General features: G+C 38.5%; 13 protein-coding genes, 1 tRNA gene and 1 pseudogene. 3 read left to right on the forward strand and 12 right to left on the reverse strand.

The annotated features are described in order from the left end of the window. Positions 1 to 66: 66 nt before the first annotated feature. The 5 genes from OCV73_RS02205 to OCV73_RS02225 all read right to left on the reverse strand — a co-directional run bounded on the left by OCV73_RS02205 (position 67) and on the right by OCV73_RS02225 (position 4,725). Positions 67 to 576: a zinc ribbon domain-containing protein gene (locus OCV73_RS02205; protein ID WP_147548621.1), complete on the reverse strand. Its 510-nt coding sequence runs from the start codon at positions 574 to 576 to the stop codon at positions 67 to 69. Positions 577 to 582: 6 nt separating this feature from the next. Further along, entirely contained in the window at positions 583 to 846 is a 264-nt protein-coding gene (locus OCV73_RS02210; RefSeq protein ID WP_147548623.1) for a hypothetical protein, read from the reverse strand. A gap of 23 nt (positions 847 to 869) precedes the next feature. Further along, entirely contained in the window at positions 870 to 1,751 is an 882-nt protein-coding gene (locus tag OCV73_RS02215) for a M48 family metallopeptidase (RefSeq protein ID WP_147548625.1), read from the reverse strand. A gap of 323 nt (positions 1,752 to 2,074) precedes the next feature. Continuing rightward, positions 2,075 to 3,241 (reverse strand): porin family protein, encoded by a 1,167-nt coding sequence (locus OCV73_RS02220; RefSeq protein ID WP_147548627.1) that lies wholly within the window; start codon positions 3,239 to 3,241, stop codon positions 2,075 to 2,077. Between the two features lie 377 nt (positions 3,242 to 3,618). Continuing rightward, positions 3,619 to 4,725, reverse strand: coding sequence for an MBL fold metallo-hydrolase (locus tag OCV73_RS02225; RefSeq protein WP_317244117.1), 1,107 nt, complete (start codon positions 4,723 to 4,725; stop codon positions 3,619 to 3,621). A 772-nt stretch (positions 4,726 to 5,497) separates the two neighbouring features. Here OCV73_RS02225 and OCV73_RS02230 point away from each other — a divergent pair. Both OCV73_RS02230 and OCV73_RS02235 read left to right on the forward strand, forming a co-directional pair. After that, positions 5,498 to 5,923: a hypothetical protein gene (locus OCV73_RS02230; protein WP_147548629.1), complete on the forward strand. Its 426-nt coding sequence runs from the start codon at positions 5,498 to 5,500 to the stop codon at positions 5,921 to 5,923. A gap of 91 nt (positions 5,924 to 6,014) precedes the next feature. Continuing rightward, entirely contained in the window at positions 6,015 to 6,896 is an 882-nt protein-coding gene (locus tag OCV73_RS02235) for a HEPN domain-containing protein (protein WP_147548631.1), read from the forward strand. A gap of 420 nt (positions 6,897 to 7,316) precedes the next feature. On the opposite strand, the gene OCV73_RS02240 is transcribed toward OCV73_RS02235, so the two are convergent. The 3 genes and pseudogenes from OCV73_RS02240 to OCV73_RS02250 all read right to left on the reverse strand — a co-directional run bounded on the left by OCV73_RS02240 (position 7,317) and on the right by OCV73_RS02250 (position 12,149). After that, entirely contained in the window at positions 7,317 to 8,048 is a 732-nt protein-coding gene (locus tag OCV73_RS02240) for a hypothetical protein (RefSeq protein ID WP_147548633.1), read from the reverse strand. A gap of 4 nt (positions 8,049 to 8,052) precedes the next feature. Continuing rightward, entirely contained in the window at positions 8,053 to 11,115 is a 3,063-nt protein-coding gene (locus OCV73_RS02245) for an Eco57I restriction-modification methylase domain-containing protein (protein WP_147548635.1), read from the reverse strand. A 170-nt stretch (positions 11,116 to 11,285) separates the two neighbouring features. Next, positions 11,286 to 12,149, reverse strand: a pseudogene (locus OCV73_RS02250) (DUF5712 family protein). A gap of 564 nt (positions 12,150 to 12,713) precedes the next feature. Here OCV73_RS02250 and OCV73_RS14500 point away from each other — a divergent pair. Next, positions 12,714 to 15,098, forward strand: a complete 2,385-nt coding sequence (locus tag OCV73_RS14500; protein WP_167551190.1) for a M43 family zinc metalloprotease — start codon at positions 12,714 to 12,716, stop codon at positions 15,096 to 15,098. Positions 15,099 to 15,288: 190 nt separating this feature from the next. Here the strand turns inward: OCV73_RS14500 and OCV73_RS02265 are convergent. From OCV73_RS02265 to OCV73_RS02280, 4 genes are all read right to left on the reverse strand, one after another. Continuing rightward, positions 15,289 to 15,361 (reverse strand) — tRNA-Lys (locus OCV73_RS02265). A gap of 123 nt (positions 15,362 to 15,484) precedes the next feature. Then, positions 15,485 to 16,177 (reverse strand): LrgB family protein, encoded by a 693-nt coding sequence (locus tag OCV73_RS02270; protein ID WP_147548637.1) that lies wholly within the window; start codon positions 16,175 to 16,177, stop codon positions 15,485 to 15,487. Positions 16,178 to 16,189: 12 nt separating this feature from the next. Further along, the gene (locus OCV73_RS02275; RefSeq protein ID WP_147548639.1) at positions 16,190 to 16,567 is read right to left on the reverse strand and encodes a CidA/LrgA family protein; all 378 of its coding nucleotides are present in this window, start codon (positions 16,565 to 16,567) and stop codon (positions 16,190 to 16,192) included. A gap of 6 nt (positions 16,568 to 16,573) precedes the next feature. Further along, on the reverse strand, positions 16,574 to 18,481 hold the full coding sequence (locus OCV73_RS02280) for a RecQ family ATP-dependent DNA helicase (RefSeq protein WP_147548641.1): 1,908 nt from the start codon (positions 18,479 to 18,481) through the stop codon (positions 16,574 to 16,576). Between the last annotated feature and the right edge of the window lie 92 nt (positions 18,482 to 18,573).

Here is an 18,573-nt window from a genome sequence, read left to right on the forward strand (position 1 = left end):
TTTCGTATCTTGCTGTTTATTTCCCGGACAGGTTCCGCCGCGGTTGCCTGTCCGGTATAATAAAGACTATAATTTATTTCCGCATGAACTGCAAAATTTTGCATCCCCTTCGAGTTGTTTCCCGCAGTGGGTACAGAATTTTCCCGGGGCAGAGTTCGCCGGAGCCGCATGTACCTGCGAACTTTCCCGTTGGATAGTATCGGCGGCGATTTCCAGCACCTTATCGTCTATCTTGGATTGAGAGATAAGCCCTGATATCTGGGTAATGATTACCGGCCAGAAGAAAAACAGGGAGATGACCGTAGGAACGGCCTGCTGTCCGAATATACCTACTCCGGCTTCGATGCGGATGTTGTTACCCTGCGGGAATATATTTACCTTAAGGGCTGTTTTCATACCTAACACGGCTTTGAACAAGTTCCCCTTGGTAATGGATATGTCATAACCTCCGCTTATTAATTCTTCGGTTTGTACTTCGTAGTTTTCGTTGGCGAACGATGTGGCGATCTCTTGCGCTACCATAGGGATGAGGGCAGGAGATGCAAAAAAAGTTTTGGATGATTTGAAAGTTCCCATGGCTGTTTATCGTTTATGATATAGATCCTGTATTTCTTTATATTGGTAAATGGCGTGTAGTACGCTCATCTCGGCAAGCAGTTTTTCCACCTCGGCAAGTTGCTCCGGAGGAAAGTTCTTTTCGATGTGTTTCAGTAACGATATTACCAGCCGGGTCTGCTCTTCCAGTTCTTCGTCGGTTACGATGCGGTCTTCCATTATTTTTTTGAATGTGGGTTGCGTGGCAACCAGTTCGTCTATGCGAAACATTCCGTTCTTATCGAATAGCATAAGGGGATAGGGTTTATGTTGTGTTATTTAATTTTACGTCCGCAATGCTTGCAGTATATCCATGATTCTTCTGTTTCCTTATTACAATGCGGGCAGATAAGTCCTCTTTCCTGCAATTGCATGGTTTTTATGATTTGCCGGTACGATTCTGTTTTGCTCCATTTGAGTATTTCCCTCACGCGAATGGCGGTGAACGGATGACTGGAGTCCAGAATGGCATAATTTTGCAACAGGTTGTCCCAGGTATTTTTTTGTAACGAATCGTAATAATCGGCTTGTTTTACAAATTCTTCCACATTTACATCCTTGGTAATAGAGAGTGGACCTCCTGCCAGCCTTATCTGGAAAGCAACGACTTTATCGGCATCGCACAACGCGACGGCGGCGGCCCTGTCGGCCGACAGTTCGCTGCGACGGCTCCAGTACATCAGGGCCCAGTAGACTGGAATGACGGCTTTACCCAGCAGACCCAGTTTGTTTATATTCTGGAACAGCATCTGTGCCAGTGTGTAATATAACATGTGCCGGCAGGCTATATGTCCGCATTCGTGGGCAATCACCGAGGAAACCTCTTCCTCGGTAAGGTATTCCAGCAATCCCGATGTTACCGAAATCATCGTGCGCGTATCTCCCATAGCATAAGCATTGGGAACCGGGTTCATCTCCAGATAGAATTCCGGTTCTTCTATCGTAAGTTTCCGGCATATCGGAGGCAGTTTATGGTAAATGTGCGGTAGCTGGGTTTCCGAAAGCCTTATTTTATTAGCCATATTCAGGCCGTGAGTAACTTGTTCGTCATAATAGCGCATAAACAGTTTCATCGCGGCGGCGAAACCCGGAAGCGCCTGCATATTCCGTAAGGCGGCTTCGTCTTCGGGGTGTATATAATCTGCTGGACGTATCATTTATATCATGTATTCGGTTATGTGTGTTCAAACGTATCCCATTTATTCTATATGGGGAAAAGTATAAAAACAATTTGATGTGATGATTTTTCCCGCTTATTGTGCATAAAACAAGAGTAACAACCGCATTGTTAAATACGTCTCGTTTAAAGAATAAATTACAGAAACAAAGCTATATAAATGTACATAAATAAACAATTTTTTGGGGATATTTTTGAATAAGATTTCTTTTCGTTTTTTCACCGGTATAATGAAAAGAGCCGGAGCCGCCGAGAGCTATGACCGGCGGCTCCGGCTTATATGGTCCGGAAGGCGAATGGCGTTTAGAAATTCGCACTTAGATTCAGCATATAAGTATGAAGGTTCTCTCTTTTTTCATCGGCCCTCACTCCCGTAGTGAAATTGCACCGGAAGCCCAGGTAAAGAGAGTGGCTGGGCGTCATTTTATATTCTACTCCGCCGCCCAGCGAACCGCCGTACAGGAAGACACATACATCTTTTTTTCTGTATCCTCTCGTTCCTTTATATTCCCCGTCGACATAAGGAGTTTCCTGTCCCGATAACCAGACATCCAGGGAAGGACCCAGTTCTACGTAAGGGATGAATTTCCCCGTCATAAAATTAAAGGAACACCGGAACATTAAAGGAACCTGTATCGATTGCCTTTCATACTCGTATGTGAACCTGTCTCTTTGTTTTTTGTCTAAAATGTAATCGTTTTTTCCGTTCTTATTATCTGTATAAAGATAGTTTATTTCGGGGTGGAAACTGAATTTGTCATCCAGCGGGATTTGCATGAATATACCGGCTGAAAAACTGGCGGATACGTCGTACGAGTAATCCACGTTTTTGTATTTGGGTTTGTTCAGTCCCGCACCCACCGTCACACCGATACGGAACCGCGGGAAAAGATGAGTGTTGCATTTGGTATAAGCATTGTACATTTTTATGAGGGAATACCGCTCCACTTTCATTTTTTGTTTGTCTATTCTCTTTATTTCCGGACAGTCTTTCGCTTTCTCCCTCAGGAGTTGCCGGTAGTTCTCTCCGTCGGCATTGACAGGTTGCAAGGGAGTGTCGCCCTCCTGTATATAGAAAAAGTCTTTTTCTTCATCTGCGTAACAATATAAGGTGAAGTCCTTATCTTTAAATATCTCTTCCAGGAATATTTTTTTCTCTTTGTCTTTAATGCGTATCGAGGCGCTTATGTATTTGATTCCGTTGATATATCCGTATTCGATGATTTCGTCGGGATAAAATGTCTGGGAGTCATGGTTTATCTGGTGGGGAATGATCAGGGCCTGGGATCTGAGTACATTATTCTGCAGCATGATTTTTATACCCGATACTACTTTATTGTCCGTTGTAATATAATAACCCTCCTTGCTGCCGGAGATTCTTACACTGGCCGGATCCGACAGGTCGGTTTGGGCATAGGTATGAAATACTATACCTATGAATAGGAAAAGGATATAGATCGTTCTGTTCATTATTTCTTGATTTAGAGAGTGCGACTTTTAACAAAGGAAAGAAATAAAATATATAAATACAAATTTTTATGTAAAATAGTTGCCCGATGGCTGTTTTTATTTTCAATGTGTTAATAAAATAATGGCAATTATACTATTTAGATAAATATGGAAGCTCTTTGCCTGTATGTCGTTTACTGTTTTTGTTTCCTGTTTACTTGCCCGTATATGGTTGTGAAATGAGTACGATAGGTCTGCGGAAATATGGATGGAGTAGGGCGCATTGTTTCGTATATGTATAAAAAAAGAATGCCGTACGGCATTCCTTATTATATTATATGAAATTTGTGTTTTATCGTAATAGGCTGCCTGTCGGCGGGTGCCGGCGAAGACAGTTTTCATTTTTCCGGTAACGGCTCTTTTAAACTTACCACTTCTCCTATCCGGGGAACGGTCAGGTTCAGGGAGTCTTTTTCTATGGCTCTTTTTTCATTCTCCAGAGGTTCGTCCCACCGGTGTTTCGCCAGTGCGTATTTGGAGTGGTGAACCGTAATGATTTTTTTCGCTTTCAGGTTTCTGGCTGCTTGTGGGAGATATTCGGGCATCAGGTGTATATATTTCCAGCCTTCGTCATATTGTCCGTTCTCGAGAATAGCCAGGTCTATGCCGGGAAATTTTTCCCCTATCTCTTTGTAATGCGTATCATATCCGCCGTCTCCCCCGATATATATTTTTTGCGACGGAGTTTCTATCAGGAATGAAGCCCACAAGGTACGGTTGGGAGACAGGCCGCGGCCTGAGAAATGCCGGGAAGGCAGGCAATGGACGGTGAAGCCTTTGTCGGCTGGTGCATTCTCGAACCAGTCCAGCTCGATAATTTGTCCTTTTTTAAATCCCCAGTATTCGAGGTGTTCCCCTACGCCCAGCCCGCAGATCACTTTATTTACGCGGTCTTTCAGTTCCGTAACCGTTCGGTAGTCCAGGTGGTCCCAGTGGTCATGGGTAATTACCAGATAATCGATATCGGGCATGTCTTCCGGCTTATATACATCGGTTCCTTTGAAAGGACGGTTGACGAACGATACCGGCGAAGCCGTACGGAATACCGGGTCGACCAGGATACGCTTTCCGTCTGTCTGTATCAGATAAGACGAGTGTCCGAACCAGATTAGCATATCCTTATCCCGGCTTATCTCTTTGAGATTCGTTTTGATAACAGGGAGAGGTTTCTCCGGGCGCACTCCTTCGGTCTTGCGGAAGAGGAAGTCCCACATGGTTTGCAGCCGTCCCTTGTCCGACGTCATCATAACGGTATGATGCAGGTTTTTGAATTCTCCGTTTTTATAATGAGGAGATTGTTTTATCCTTTCGAGCCTCTCGTCCCGGGGCAGTCTCCCGAAACGGGGGGAGTTGAGAAATAAATATCCGGCCAGCACGATGGCGGATAGTGTGAGCAATGCGATCCATATATACATGTGCGTACGTTTTTTCTTGAATATTTTCATTTTTCTTTCTCTTTCGTTTTATGGCGCAGCCATAGCGTACAGCCTTCCGGCATATCGGCATCGGTCGGTATGAATGTTATCGGCTGTATTTTTCCCTTCCGGTTTGCCTCCGGTGAGGACAGGTACAAAGTTAAACGACTTTCGGAAATATGTGTTTATCCGGATTACGGTTTTTATAATCCATATTACAGGATTAAAGATATATAACAGGTTTTGGTTATTCCTGTTCTTGGTTTACGTTGTAGATAAATGTAAAAAGTTTTTTTGTAATCGGGCAAATACTTTGGCGGAATCGTAAAACCTTCGTATATTTGTATTGTGTCGCGAGGAGAAATACGCGGCCTTTTGTGAAGCGTTAGTTTTTATTCTTGTCCCTTAAAATCGCCAGTTTTAAAACTCAGATAGGAATAAGCAACAAAACGTTTCCACGTCTATGGGTGTTCTATGAACATTACATAAAGGGCGTGGAACGGTTGTTTATTATTAATCTGAGGGGTGTCTGGCGATACCTAAGGGGCGAGTAATAACAATTGTTTCCACGCTTCCTTATTTTTAACTCGTCTGCCCTGGAAACAACAGGCACAATCGATAGACGTAAAGAACATGAAGTAAAACATTATTTTTTTCTTTTTCCCGGGGGGACTCTGCCCCGCATCGGAAATAACATTCATATCCGGGAGATCTGGTGACAAATACGGTAAAACTCCGTTATCGAGCGGCTGGTGCCTGATAAAAAGAAAGACACCGTATATTCACTTAAATCTTTATCATTATGAATGTCCTGAAACGAAAACTGATGCTGTCTTTTCTTGGGAAAGAACCTTCTCCCTCGAGGTTCGAAGTCTGCGACCGGATGCGTCCTTACCTTCGGCAATACGGGCTGAGGCTGACCGGTGAAGGAATACTGTTTCCTGAAAAATGGAGCGATAGTCAGTATCTGCTCTGGCTGATATATGCCTGTCCCCTTTACAGACGGGAGATTCCTTTCGGTGCGGTAGTCCGTTTGCTGGAAACCCCGGACGGTCTGCACTTGATGTTGCGTACCGGACACGTGTTCTATTTCGCTGCCGGAGGCAGCGTATGGAATATAACCAATGTGTACCGGTATGGCGAACCCTCGTTGCTGACCCTTCGGTGGTGGCAACTGAGCGGATGGATTGCCGGCCGTTATAAGCGGTTGCACCACCGTCGCACCTGACAAAACAGAGAATAAAGAATCTGGAAAGGGAATAAGGAAAAGAAAAAACATGTATCTTTACCGGAGTATAACGAATAAACCGGAACCATTCATGAAAACATCCTTGTCCAAACTCCCCGAATACGCCCGGCTCGATCTGGAGCAGATCGTTGGCCTGATCCTGGAAAATGTGCCACGTTGCGAAATGATAATTCTTTACGGAAGCTATGCGCGCGGTACACAAGTAGAATTTGACGAAAGGATCGAGTTCGGGATACCTACCTCTTTTATGAGCGATTACGACATATTGGTCGTAACGAGTGAGAGCGATGCAAAGGAAGTAGGACGGATGCTCGATGCGGTGGATATGAAATATTACAAACGTCCCGATCACCAGGTTCCTATCCAATTCATTAACGACGATATAGAGAAACTTAATTCCGATTTGTCCGAAGGACGTTATTTCTATACCGAGATAAAGAAACAGGGAATCATGTTATACGACAGTAAAAATTATCAGTTGGAACGTGCCCGGAAGCTGGACTTCGAAGAGATCAGACGACAGGCGCAGGAATATTTCGATGAAAAATTTGATTACGCAAATAGTTTTATCAAACATGCGATATATGCATATAAAGATATGGACTATAAACTGACTTCATTTTTTTTACATCAGGCGTGTGAAAATCTTTTCTATACTTTACGTTTGGTTCATACTTTAAAGAACAGTAAACAACACAACCTGTCGAAACTGTTGGGAGCAACGCATAAATATTCGGACGAACTAAAGAAAATCTTTCCCCGGAAACCACAAGAAGAAAAACGGCTGTTCGAACTACTCCGGCTCGCTTATGTCGAAGCACGTTACAATCTTAAATTCGTGGTAACCAAGGAAGATATAGATGCATTGCTGCCCAAAGTAGAACGATTGCGCGACGTCACCGAACAGATATGTAAAGCACAGATAGAATCGTATAGGGAAATGGGAAAATAACCGCAGTCCGGATATATTGTTTACAACCATACAAAACTTCCATCCGGTACACCTTGTATGTTTTTGATCTCCTTATAACGCCTGTTATCTGTTGTATAATCACATCTTTCGTGGAAAGGAAATATATATATATACAGGGCGGGGGACATTTCTTTTCGGTTTTTTTATCCCGGATCGAAATAAAAACGCCCCATGCAATATATCGCAGGGACACTTTTATTTTTAATTAAATCACTCGCCTGGGATTCTCTTAAGAGAGTTATTATGTTTATATTTAAAACTCTATATTTTTAGCTCCAAACATATCCATGAATTATCCCACTAATTTGCTACTTGCCTTTGCAGTAGTTTGCTCATGGAGAATACTGGGACAAAGATATATCATTATTTTATGATTTATCAAAAAACAAAAAAGTTTTTTTAGTTGGTTACTATATTGGAGTAATCTAGAAAAATATGATATATGGAAAATACTTCTTTTTTATTTGAATTTCGTTTATGTATAGATTTATAAGTAGTTGAAATGTTTGGGTTGATTGGGCACGATTTTAATAATTGTTCCGTTGTAATACAACTTGAACGTTCAAGTTTATTATTTATATCTTCAACTATTTGTTGGTCAGATAAAGAACTAGACTCTATAAAACCCAATTGTCCTTCAAAGGGTAGTCTGAGTTCAATGTAACTTCTATTTGTGAATTTAATTAGATCTCTAATATAATGATTTGTATCTGATATGTTGTTGATTCTTTTACATTCAATCGCGAAATATATTTTATCTTCACATTCTCCCCAAGTTTGAGCTAACCCTAACTTATTAATAAATATATCAATTTTGTCAGGTTTTTGTTTATAATCAATTTGATCTATATACTCTTTCTGAGTTTCTGATGTAAAATTGATTTCGTCTAGTTCAGATGTTCTTGCCTTTAAAATATCTTTGTTTTTGGTTAGGTAGTCTTCAACAAATCTAAACCGAAGAAAATCCTCAAAGTGAATTGTTGTATGTTCTTTTACATATGTTTTGGAGTATTGCGCTTTATCATTACGAAGCAATATATAACATTCTCCAATATACCAAAATATATTTTTTATTCTATTGTCTGTAATAGACTGTTTACGGTTAAATGCAAATATTGAAGCCTCACTCATTTAATTACTTTTTTAACTGGTTCAATTCTGCGTTTTCAATTTCTGCTTTAAACTCCGCAACATCATACCATGCCATAGCTCGATGCCAACATTTATATTCGTTTGGCTTAATTATGTAAAACGAGTTCTGCTCAAATCCTTTTATGTCTTTTTGGATAAACAAATTCTTAGTTTTATCTGTAGTATTTGTGATTTGTGATATACTCAAATTACCTATTTTTTCAAGGACTTCTATTTCGTTTAGCTTGTCTTTGGGATAAATGATTTTATTTGTCACTTCTTTTGACGAAAAGATAAAATTCATTGCAATGAAATGTCGCAGAGGATAAATCTCAACTTGAATATTCTCATCCAAGTATATTTTCTGAAATTCTTGAATATATACCTCTGCATATTTCTCAAGAACTGCTTTTTGATATCTATAATCAGATTTATTGTTAAATGTAAAGTTTGTAATCAAGTGTTGTTTACTATCTTGAAACTGGTATCTTGATATTTTTAAAACATAGTCAATAAGATCCTTTTCATATTCATTTATTTGATATATACTATTTATAGTATCATTTATTGTATCTAAAACTTCACAATTAATCTTGGGATCTAATTGCATAAACTCTGTATCTTCTGTTTTGAATTGTTTAATGAGCTTTTCTATGCAACTTGAAAGAAATATTGATTCCTTTTCGTTAGAATCAACTATAGGGAATAATAAAAACTCTTCTTTCCATCTAATTTGAGGTCTTGTAGAAGTTCCCCATGAACCAGAGATCATATAGATATAGTATTGATACAAATCCGTAATAAGATATGTATATAACTTTTTAATTGTGTCTTGAGAATATGAGCTACTAATAGCAAAAACCCCTTTTCTAAATACATATTCATTGTCTACCAATGAGATAACTATCTCTGATTCATTTTTAGTTTGTTCTTTTATTAGAATCTGCTTTCCTTCATATAAGCCTTTAATTCTTCCACTTTTAATATAAATATCGTCATTCTCTATTTTGTTAGATGGATTTTTGGAATATGAAAAAAATCTTTTTACATCTGAATTTTCAATAATTGGTTTATTTAGAAGAGGTGCAAAAGGTTTATATTTGTCTTTTGTGCCTTTGAGTATACCTGCACCTCCAAAAATGATTTTATTATCTATGTAGTCGATTATTTTTTTCTTGTTATTTTGTATCTTTTTAAGTAAATTAAAATCTAAAATATTACCATATAAAGCCACCTTAAACATCCAATCATATTCAAGAAAATATCGTTGACAGATGCTTTTTTGATCATATTTCTCAATGAGTATCATTTTGAAATACTTCAAAAAGTAGTTAATTTTAACGGATTGGTGGATTATGACATTCTTCAAATAATCATCATTTTGCGATAATTGATAGTATACAATACTAGCTGGACTGTCTTTTTCTTCGAAGATTAGACGTCTTACAGGTGATAGATCAAAGAACTTGCTGATATTATATGTAGTGAGAAACTCTTTTTTAAATTGCCTCGTAGTTTTAGAAACATTGTAAAAAATAGTGCTCGTAACGATTAGTGCTACCTTTGTGTCGAGATCCATGAAATCTTTTGTTCGCAATAAAAAAGATTGTGCTATCTCAAATCGTCCTACGATTTTTTTATTTGATTTTAGCCATTCGACATGAAAACTATCTTTATTACTTTTCCAAGGTGGGTTTCCTAGTATATAATGAGGTCTTATTTGATTAATAACTTGATTAAACACATGAGTTGTATCAAAAAAATTTGCATGAAACAAGTTTTCATTTAACAAATTAGGAAATTTATATATATTGATATCCTTAGGCTCTTGATAATCTAGCAAAGCAATATATATAGAGAAACATGTAACTTTTAAAGCTTCTTTGTTAATATCAATACCGAATAGATTATTCTTAGCTATATTCCTAATTCGTTCACTAAATTTCTTTTTATCATAGTTACCATATAGTTCTATTTCTTTTTCAATCATTCTTCTTAAAGATTGAACTAAAAAAATACCAGAACCAACCGCAACTTCAAATATTTTACATTCAGATGTGTTTTTTTGATATATATATATATCAATAGTATCATTAAGTATATATTCCACTAAAAATGAAGGTGTATATACTGCGGACTGTAGATCTCTTGTTTCAGGGTCAATCAGTGATTCATAAATTCCAGAAATGACTTCTACTGGGATTATGGAGAAATCAAATATTTCAAAGTAGAAATCACTTCCATAAAACAAAGATCCTTTTTCTGGTATCTCTCCTTTAAATATGCCTGATAATGCTAATGCTTGTTCGTGTGTTAATTTAATATCAACGTCTTTGAACAAAACACCATTAAATCTATCATTCAATTTAATAAATAATTCGCATAACTTATTTTGCTCTTGGATTAAATTACTAAAACTGTATCTTCTTGAATATATATCATTTCCTTCTATATATTCAGGATCAATATTTATATTTCTATCAATAAGATATCTAATAAAAATCAACCTAAGAATGAGGGAATTTGGAATACTACCTTCTGGATCATTTTCTTTATCAATTAATGCATTTCTTACATCTTTTATATTCTGAAAAAGGCGTTCATTAACACGTTTTTTTGTTCCTTTCCGTCTGTAATGATCAATATATTCTTTTTGAAACCACGTCCAAATTTCAGTACTTTGAATATTCCAAAATGAAAATTTATTAACAATTTCTTCGTTTGTTAGATTCAATTCTTCTAAACGTCCCTTATCTTTTATATAGTTGAGCGCATTATATACTTTTATTTCTTGATTTTTAATAACAAAGGCTATAGGTGAGTAATCAAAAGACCAGACCTTCTTATGAATGTCTTCTTCTCTTTTTATATCAACGTTATCAGATAGGTCAAAAAATAATATTAATGGTTGATTATTATAGATGAATATTGCATCAGGGTTGATTAAATCTAACTTATTCTGTAGATCAAAATGTATGGTAGAAGAATACGTCCCTTTTTCATTTTTGAAGGAAACGGCTTCTCCGATACTTAACCGAGACAGAAATTGATTTAACGATTTTCCCATGCCATTTTATTTTCTTCTGCAAAAATAGAAAAAATATTGGTTCTTTGATGGATAGACTATAATATCTTAAAGATTTTAACATGTTAGATTGTATAGTAGCATTTGCCCAAATGTAAAGTATGTAAATTTACTTATGTGTTGATTTATAGCTCATTGCAACTTTTTGCGTTTTACTTTTCTGATTTGGGGTTTTGTTCTTTGTGGTTGGCTAAGTAACTTGCTTTTGATAGTATAGGAGAAATTGATAGTATACGTTCATTTTTTTTACCGAAAGATGAATAAGCGGAAAATATTTTTTTGTTGTTTGGCGGTAGTATAACAATTATGTCTAAAATTCTATTTCTATTTTTCCTCTTATTAGATTGGATATTTTTCTTTTGTACTTTAAGCTGCTCAATTATAGACCTATTTTTCATTGTATTTTGATAATCAAATGATTCAGTTTGTTGTCGACTATATTTGAATATTCTATCAAATCCTTGTTCTACCTGTTGAAATAGGTTCACACGATCAAAGCCACCTTTTATTATTCCATTCTTGGTGTTCTTATGATTGGTAAGTGGTGACAACTTCTTTTTATTTGCTTGATCTTTTCGGCTTACGATCAAATGACAGTGCATATTCAGTTTGTTATCTGAACGACTACGGTCAAAATGAATTTAAACATAGAACTTTATATCCGAAGCAAATAGCTCTTTATTAAAGTTCTTAGCATATTTAGGAATAAATACCTCTCGAATATAGCGTTTTATGGCGATGGCTTATTCTTGTTTTGGGTTACCCTTTGCTCTAATTTCTTTTCCGATGGGCTGATATGAATAGCATAAAACTTTGTATCAGTTTTCAGGAGTTGCCCTGTATTGCTATCTATATCTTTTATGACTTTTGATTTATAGATGTTATCATTTACCAAGTTGAAAAAGACTTCGGTGTAAATATTCTGCTTTATCCAACTCAAATCTTCATATTCCGAATAACAGGCTGACTACATACTTATATGTTTTGTAGGGTGGCGGGTTATAATCTATGTGTATGGCTGTATTTTATTTATTAAGCTCGCTATCCGGTTTTCGGGTTCTTATTATGCTTATTATCCGTTACACTGCAGGCGGACGGTTATAAAAAGTCCCATAATTCAGTTCTGTAAAATATGACCGGAAGCGTATTTTTGTTACCTGTTAGAAAAAATAAACCCTGATAATAAAGCAGAATCTTGATAATGCTTGTTTTTTGCTCTGTGTACACTACCTATAGGTAGCTACTATGGTTTTTTTACATCGTTAAAATCTATGTAAATTTAACTTCTATATATTGTATTAATTAACTTGCTGATTTTATGTATGTTTTAGCAAATTTATAACATGTAGAAATTTAAGAACGATAAAAGTGTGGATTTAATATCGGAATAATTAAAAAATATTTTAAATAATATTATAAGATTATTTGTATTATATTTGTAAGTATAATACCTTAATAGATATTTAATATAAAATATGCAAAGAGGCTCTCTTGCGATCTTTGTCATCGAATTGTTTTAACGAATTTGAAAACTACTTTATTTAGTATTGTGAAATTAAAACAATAAAAAGGAACTAATAATGAAAAGAAAATTTTTATTGGCAATCGTGTTGTTGTTCTGTATGCAGGTATATGGACAGGTAAGATGTGGCTCAGAATTGAATCTGACAGAACTTCAGCAAATAGATACAGCCCGTTATCAAAGAATTATGTCTTTAGAGAAACGAATACAAAAATCTGTTAGTGAGTCGGTTATGTCTCGTAGTAGTGAGCAGTCTCCGATTATTATTCCGGTTGTAGTACATATTGTTTATAATAATAGTGTTCAAAACATTAGTGATGAGCAAGTTTATTCGCAAATTCAGGTACTTAATGAAGATTACAGCCGTTTGAATTCAGACAAGGCAAATACGCCGAAAGCATTTGAGGGTATTGCCGGAAATGCGAATATTACTTTTAAGCTGGCAGAGGTAGACCCGTATGGACAATCGACTACCGGTATTACGCGAACTGTCACAGCAGTCAATAAATTTTATCAGGACGATGATGGAGTGAAGTTTTATGCCCAGGGTGGTCATAATGCCTGGAATACCAGGAGGTTCTTAAATATATGGGTTTGTAATATATGGACAAGATATAATGGAGCCGATGAAGAATTATTGGGTTATGCCCAGTTCCCAAGTGATTTTTATACTTCTCCGAATACAGATGGGGTGGTGATAAATTATAAAGCTTTTGGCCGGGATGGGAGTGCAGTCGCTCCATATAATAAAGGACGTACGGCAACCCACGAAATTGGTCATTGGCTCAATTTGCGACATATTTGGGGCGATGACGGATATGTCGGATGCCATTGCGATGGAAGTGACGAAGTTGATGATACCCCTAACCAATCTGTTGCGACAGGGGGGTGTCCTTCGTTTCCTTTGACTGATTGTTGTACAATGTCAAGTCCTGGAATCATGTTTATGAACTATATGGATTATTCTGACGATGCTTGCCTGAATATGTTCACGAAGGGTCAGGTAGAACGCATGCGTGCTGTATTTAATATAGAGAGATATGAAATGTCGACTCATTCACATTGTTTTAATGGTAAACAAGATGGTAACGAGACAGGTATAGATTGTGGAGGAGATTGTCCTCCATGCAAAATAATTGTAATAGATCCTCCGGAAACTTGTAACGACGGCATTCAAAATCAAGATGAAACGGATATAGATTGTGGAGGTGTTTGTCCTCCGTGTGGTATTGGCGGGAATCTTGATCATATATCTGCTATAGGAGATTGTGAGTGCGGGGATGTAGGTGTTTTGCCTGTTAATAATACTAATTCTTTTTTTTCGGGAGAGAACATATTCGATGCGGACGATATAAAACTTTCTCACGGTATGTATAAAAATGTTACGGGGAAAAGTTTTTATACTCCTTTTTACCGTTGCCGTAATATTGTTTATTATACGAATAGGCGCTCTTCGTTAGACGGAGGTATTTTTTTCGAAGAAAATAATATGAGGTTTTCTCCTGATAAAATGTATAAGTTATCTTTTAACTATTGGATGTATACGGGTTATTTTATTCCTAATGACAGGAGGGGACCGGTTCATTTGAGATTGGCAAATGGGCTGAAAAATACAGCCGTTAAGAAAGAATATCATTACAATGCTGAGCCATCATACAGATATGACGGATACACTTGGGAGTCTCCTGTATCGACTATGCCTCAAATAGACGATACATTTTATATAGGTTATATTAAAGATTTGGAAAGTCCTAAAGGTTGTTCTTATTATAATGATGATAAAGATTACAGATATGCTGAAGTAAGTATTATCTTTAAACCTGACAATTATTATAGCCAATTGTGGATAACGACGGAAAATAATTATCCTGTTATCAATAGTTTTAAAATTCAGGAAATGTGTATGGAAAATTTTGTGTATAATAGGAATACTCAAAATATAAATAATCCTACAAGAGCCGCGGATATGATAATGTTCCAGGATATGGATTATAGGCCGACTGATGCTGTAGAATTTATTGCGGGAAATACAATTATTATTAGAAATAGTGTCAGTATTATTCCTCAGGATCAGGGTTCGGTATATATGCGAATTGATAAAAGCGTATGTCCAAACAATACTCTTCGATCAGCAGTTATAGTTGAAGATAGTCAGGTGGAAACTTTGCCAACATTTTTGATAAATGAGGCTGAAACCGTATATTACGATAAAGTAAGGTTGTATCCTAATCCGACATCAGGTATTGTAAATATTATAACTTCGGACGGTGTTTCGCAAGTAAAAACAATAAGTATATATGATGTTACAGGTAAACTGTTGAAAAATTACATGAATTTTACGGAGAATAGATTGGATTTGTTTGGTTTTAATGACGGTATGTATTTTTTGAAAATTAGAACATCATTAGGACTAACAACACATAAAATAATTATTGAAAAATAGCTTCGTATGGAATTCTTTAAGGTAGTAATTAGGAATTAAATTTATGGGACTAAAAATCGTAGAAATAAAAGTCCCATAATTCAGTTCTGTAAAATATGGCCGGAAGCGTATTTTTGTTACCTGTTAGAAAAAATAAACCCTGATAATAAAGCATTATCAGGGTTTTGTTAATTTCTTTTCTTGTTTTCTGTGATCCGCCTGGGGCTCGAACCCAGGACCCCAACATTAAAAGTGTTGTGCTCTACCAGCTGAGCTAGCGAATCATCCTGTATTGCTTTTGTTTTACCGAAAAGCGTTGCAAAGATAGGTGTTATGGCTGGTTCCTGCAAGTTTTTGAGTAATTTTTTCGTAATATAATTCAATCTCGAAGGAGATTTGCTGGGCATTTACCGTAGAAACTGTTCTATAACAGGGATCAACAGAGAAGTGGCGACACCCATAAGTCCTATTGCCAGTCCGCTTACGGCTCCTTCTATGGCTCCGAGCTCTATCGCCCGGGCAGTTCCCAGCCCGTGTGCTGCTGCTCCTATTGCCAGCCCGCGCGCCACCTTGCTACGTATGTGGCATTTGTCGAGAACGAATGGTCCGATAATGCCGCCAAATAATCCGCACAGGAATACGATGATAGCGGTCAATGCCGGGATGCCGTTGGAATGTTCCGACAGGGTAATGGCAATGGGGATGGTTACCGACTTGGGTTGCAGGGAAGAGGTTATACGGTCTTCTACTCCCATGCCCTGGCAGATAAGTATGACGCTTACGATGCCTACGATACCTCCTACAGTGATAGCGGACAGGACGGAGATTACTTTTCCTTTGATCTGTTCTATCTGGTCGTACAGGGTGTAGCCCAGTGCGACGACGGAAGGGCCCAGCAGGAAGTTGATGAATTCGCTTCCTTGCCGGAAGGTTTCGTAGTTGATGCCGAGAATTTTCAGAACGAATATGATGATAGCTATACTTACGATAAGCGGGTGGAGCAGGGCTATGCCTGTTTTGCGATAGAGCTTCGAACCTATAAGGTAGCTGGCCATTACCAGGAATAGCATGAACGGTGCCGATGTAAATACTGTGTCCATAATTACTGTTTTTTATTTGAATGGTTTACCTATATGCAGATGTCTGCGGGTACGTACTTCTACTTTTTCCTGAACGTATCCTACTACGATCATTACCAGTATGGTAGTAACTATGGAAACGACTAGCAGCGCAGCCCAGTTCCGGGCGATGATATTGTATTCGGCCATCAGTCCCACGCCGGCGGGTACGAAAAAGAGGGCCATATTGCGGGTCAGGATATTTGCTGTCGTTTTTACGTCCTCGGGTTTTATGATTCTGGCTGTTAGGGCGAGGAAGAGGAGTATCATCCCGCAGACGTTTCCGGGAATGATTTTTCCGGTGAAGTGACTTACGATTTCTCCCAGGAAATAGAACAGGAGAATATAAGTAATGCCTTTAAGTAATTTCATTTTGAGTTATGAGTTGATCTTATATGTATGTCCGGCTTCACAGTTTATGTATTCTTCATCGCAAAGAAACCGTAAAGTCTCGATAACTTGCTCCCGTGGATAGGGCAGTATTTCTATTAAGCGGGCTCTTTCGCAGGGGCCTTGGTTTAAAATGCGTCGGATATCCGATTCTATGCGTCCGAAACGGGCGGATGACAGTTCTTCGGAACGGCGGGATATACATATATCGCAGTTTCCGCACTCTTCTCCTGTCTTTTCTCCGAAATACTGCAGCAGCATGTTTCCCCGGCATCGTTCGTCTTCGGCCACATATTGTAACATGCTGTTTATGCGGTGTTCAAATCTTTCTTTTCTTTCTTCATAAACTTTTTTCGGTATAATAAGATGCCGCGGTTCTTCCCGCCCGGCGGTATATAATATGAAGGGTGTTCTTTTACGGGGAATGTAGTGGAGTACGTGCAGGCGGTTCAGCCTGATGAGCCCTTCGTATATTTCCTGTTGTGTGAGATTTGTCCTTTGCCGGAGCAATTCTTCGTTTATAAATACATAGTCGGCAAACAGCCCTGTGTAGGAGCGCAGCAGGCACTGGAGGATGCAGTCGGCTACAGGATCTTCTTTCGGCAGTGAATATAATTCGTCCTTTTTCATCTGCATCATTACGCGGGAAAGGGTGTCCTCTTCTTCTACAAATTCTATATATCCGGCTTGTGTAAGTATTTTGAGTGCATTGAACGTTTGCAGGACCGGGAACTTGAATGTTTTGCAGAACGTATTGAGGTTAAATTCGTATAATTCGTCTTTGCCGTATCCTATAGCTACGTTTAGGAAATTTCCCGCCGCTTCATATATGCGCAGGATAAATTCTTTTTCCGGGAACAGGTCGCTGAGCCGGCGTTTCAGACTGGCCTTGTCGCTTTTGGAATAGAGAATGACGGCATAAGATTTTTCTCCGTTCCTGCCGGCACGTCCGGCTTCCTGGTAATATTCTTCGGGCGAATTGGGGAGGTCGAAATGTATCACCGTCTTTACGTCTGCTTTGTCGATACCCATCCCGAAAGCATTCGTCGCGACGATTACCCGGCAGTCGTTACAAGTCCATCGCTGTTGTTTCAGGTTTTTGTCTTCGATGGAAAGTCCGGCGTGGTAATAATCTGCATTTATTCCGTTACGGATGAGTTCTCCGGCTATTTCTTTTGTTTTTTTTCTGCTCCGGACGTACACGATAGCGCTTCCGGGAACCCGGTGGAGTACCCGCAGCAACTCCTGTATTTTATTTTCTCCTTTACGCACTACGTAGATGAGGTTGGAACGCCGGAAACTTTTTTTGTAAACGTTTTCTTTACGGAATAATAATTTGTCTTGTATCTCTTTTACGACTTCGGGTGTGGCGGTTGCCGTGAGCGCGAGTACCGGAATCCCGGGAAGCTGTTCTCGTATGCTTGCGATCTGCAGATAGGAGGGGCGGAAGTCGTATCCCCATTGCGAGATGCAATGTGCCTCGTCCACGACGATAAAGGAGACGGGCAGTTCTTTCAGCTTTTGCCGGAACAGGCTTGTGGATAATCTTTCGGGCGATATGTACAGGAATTTAAAACGGCCGTAGATGCAGTTCTCGAGCGTAACGATCATTTCGCGCCGGGTAATGCCCGAATGTATGTACGCGGCTTTGATCCCTCTTTTACGCAGATTATCCACCTGGTCTTTCATCAGTGCTATAAGAGGGGTAATGACCAGTGCTATACCCTCGACCGCCAGGGCGGGAACCTGGAAGGTAATGGATTTTCCTCCTCCGGTAGGCATAAGACCGAGCGTGTCTTTACCTTGTAATACGGAGAGGATGATATCTTCCTGTAGCGGGCGGAATTCGTCGTAGCCCCAATATTGTTTGAGTATATCCCGGATCAGTTCTTGCATACGACTTTTGTTTTTTACTGTCGGGGCAAAGGTATAAATAAATTGAGACATGAGGGCATAAGATGGGAGAAATATATGTTATAAAACATATA

This window comes from Barnesiella propionica, from assembly GCF_025567045.1.
GTDB classification, from domain to species: domain Bacteria; phylum Bacteroidota; class Bacteroidia; order Bacteroidales; family Barnesiellaceae; genus Barnesiella_B; species Barnesiella_B propionica.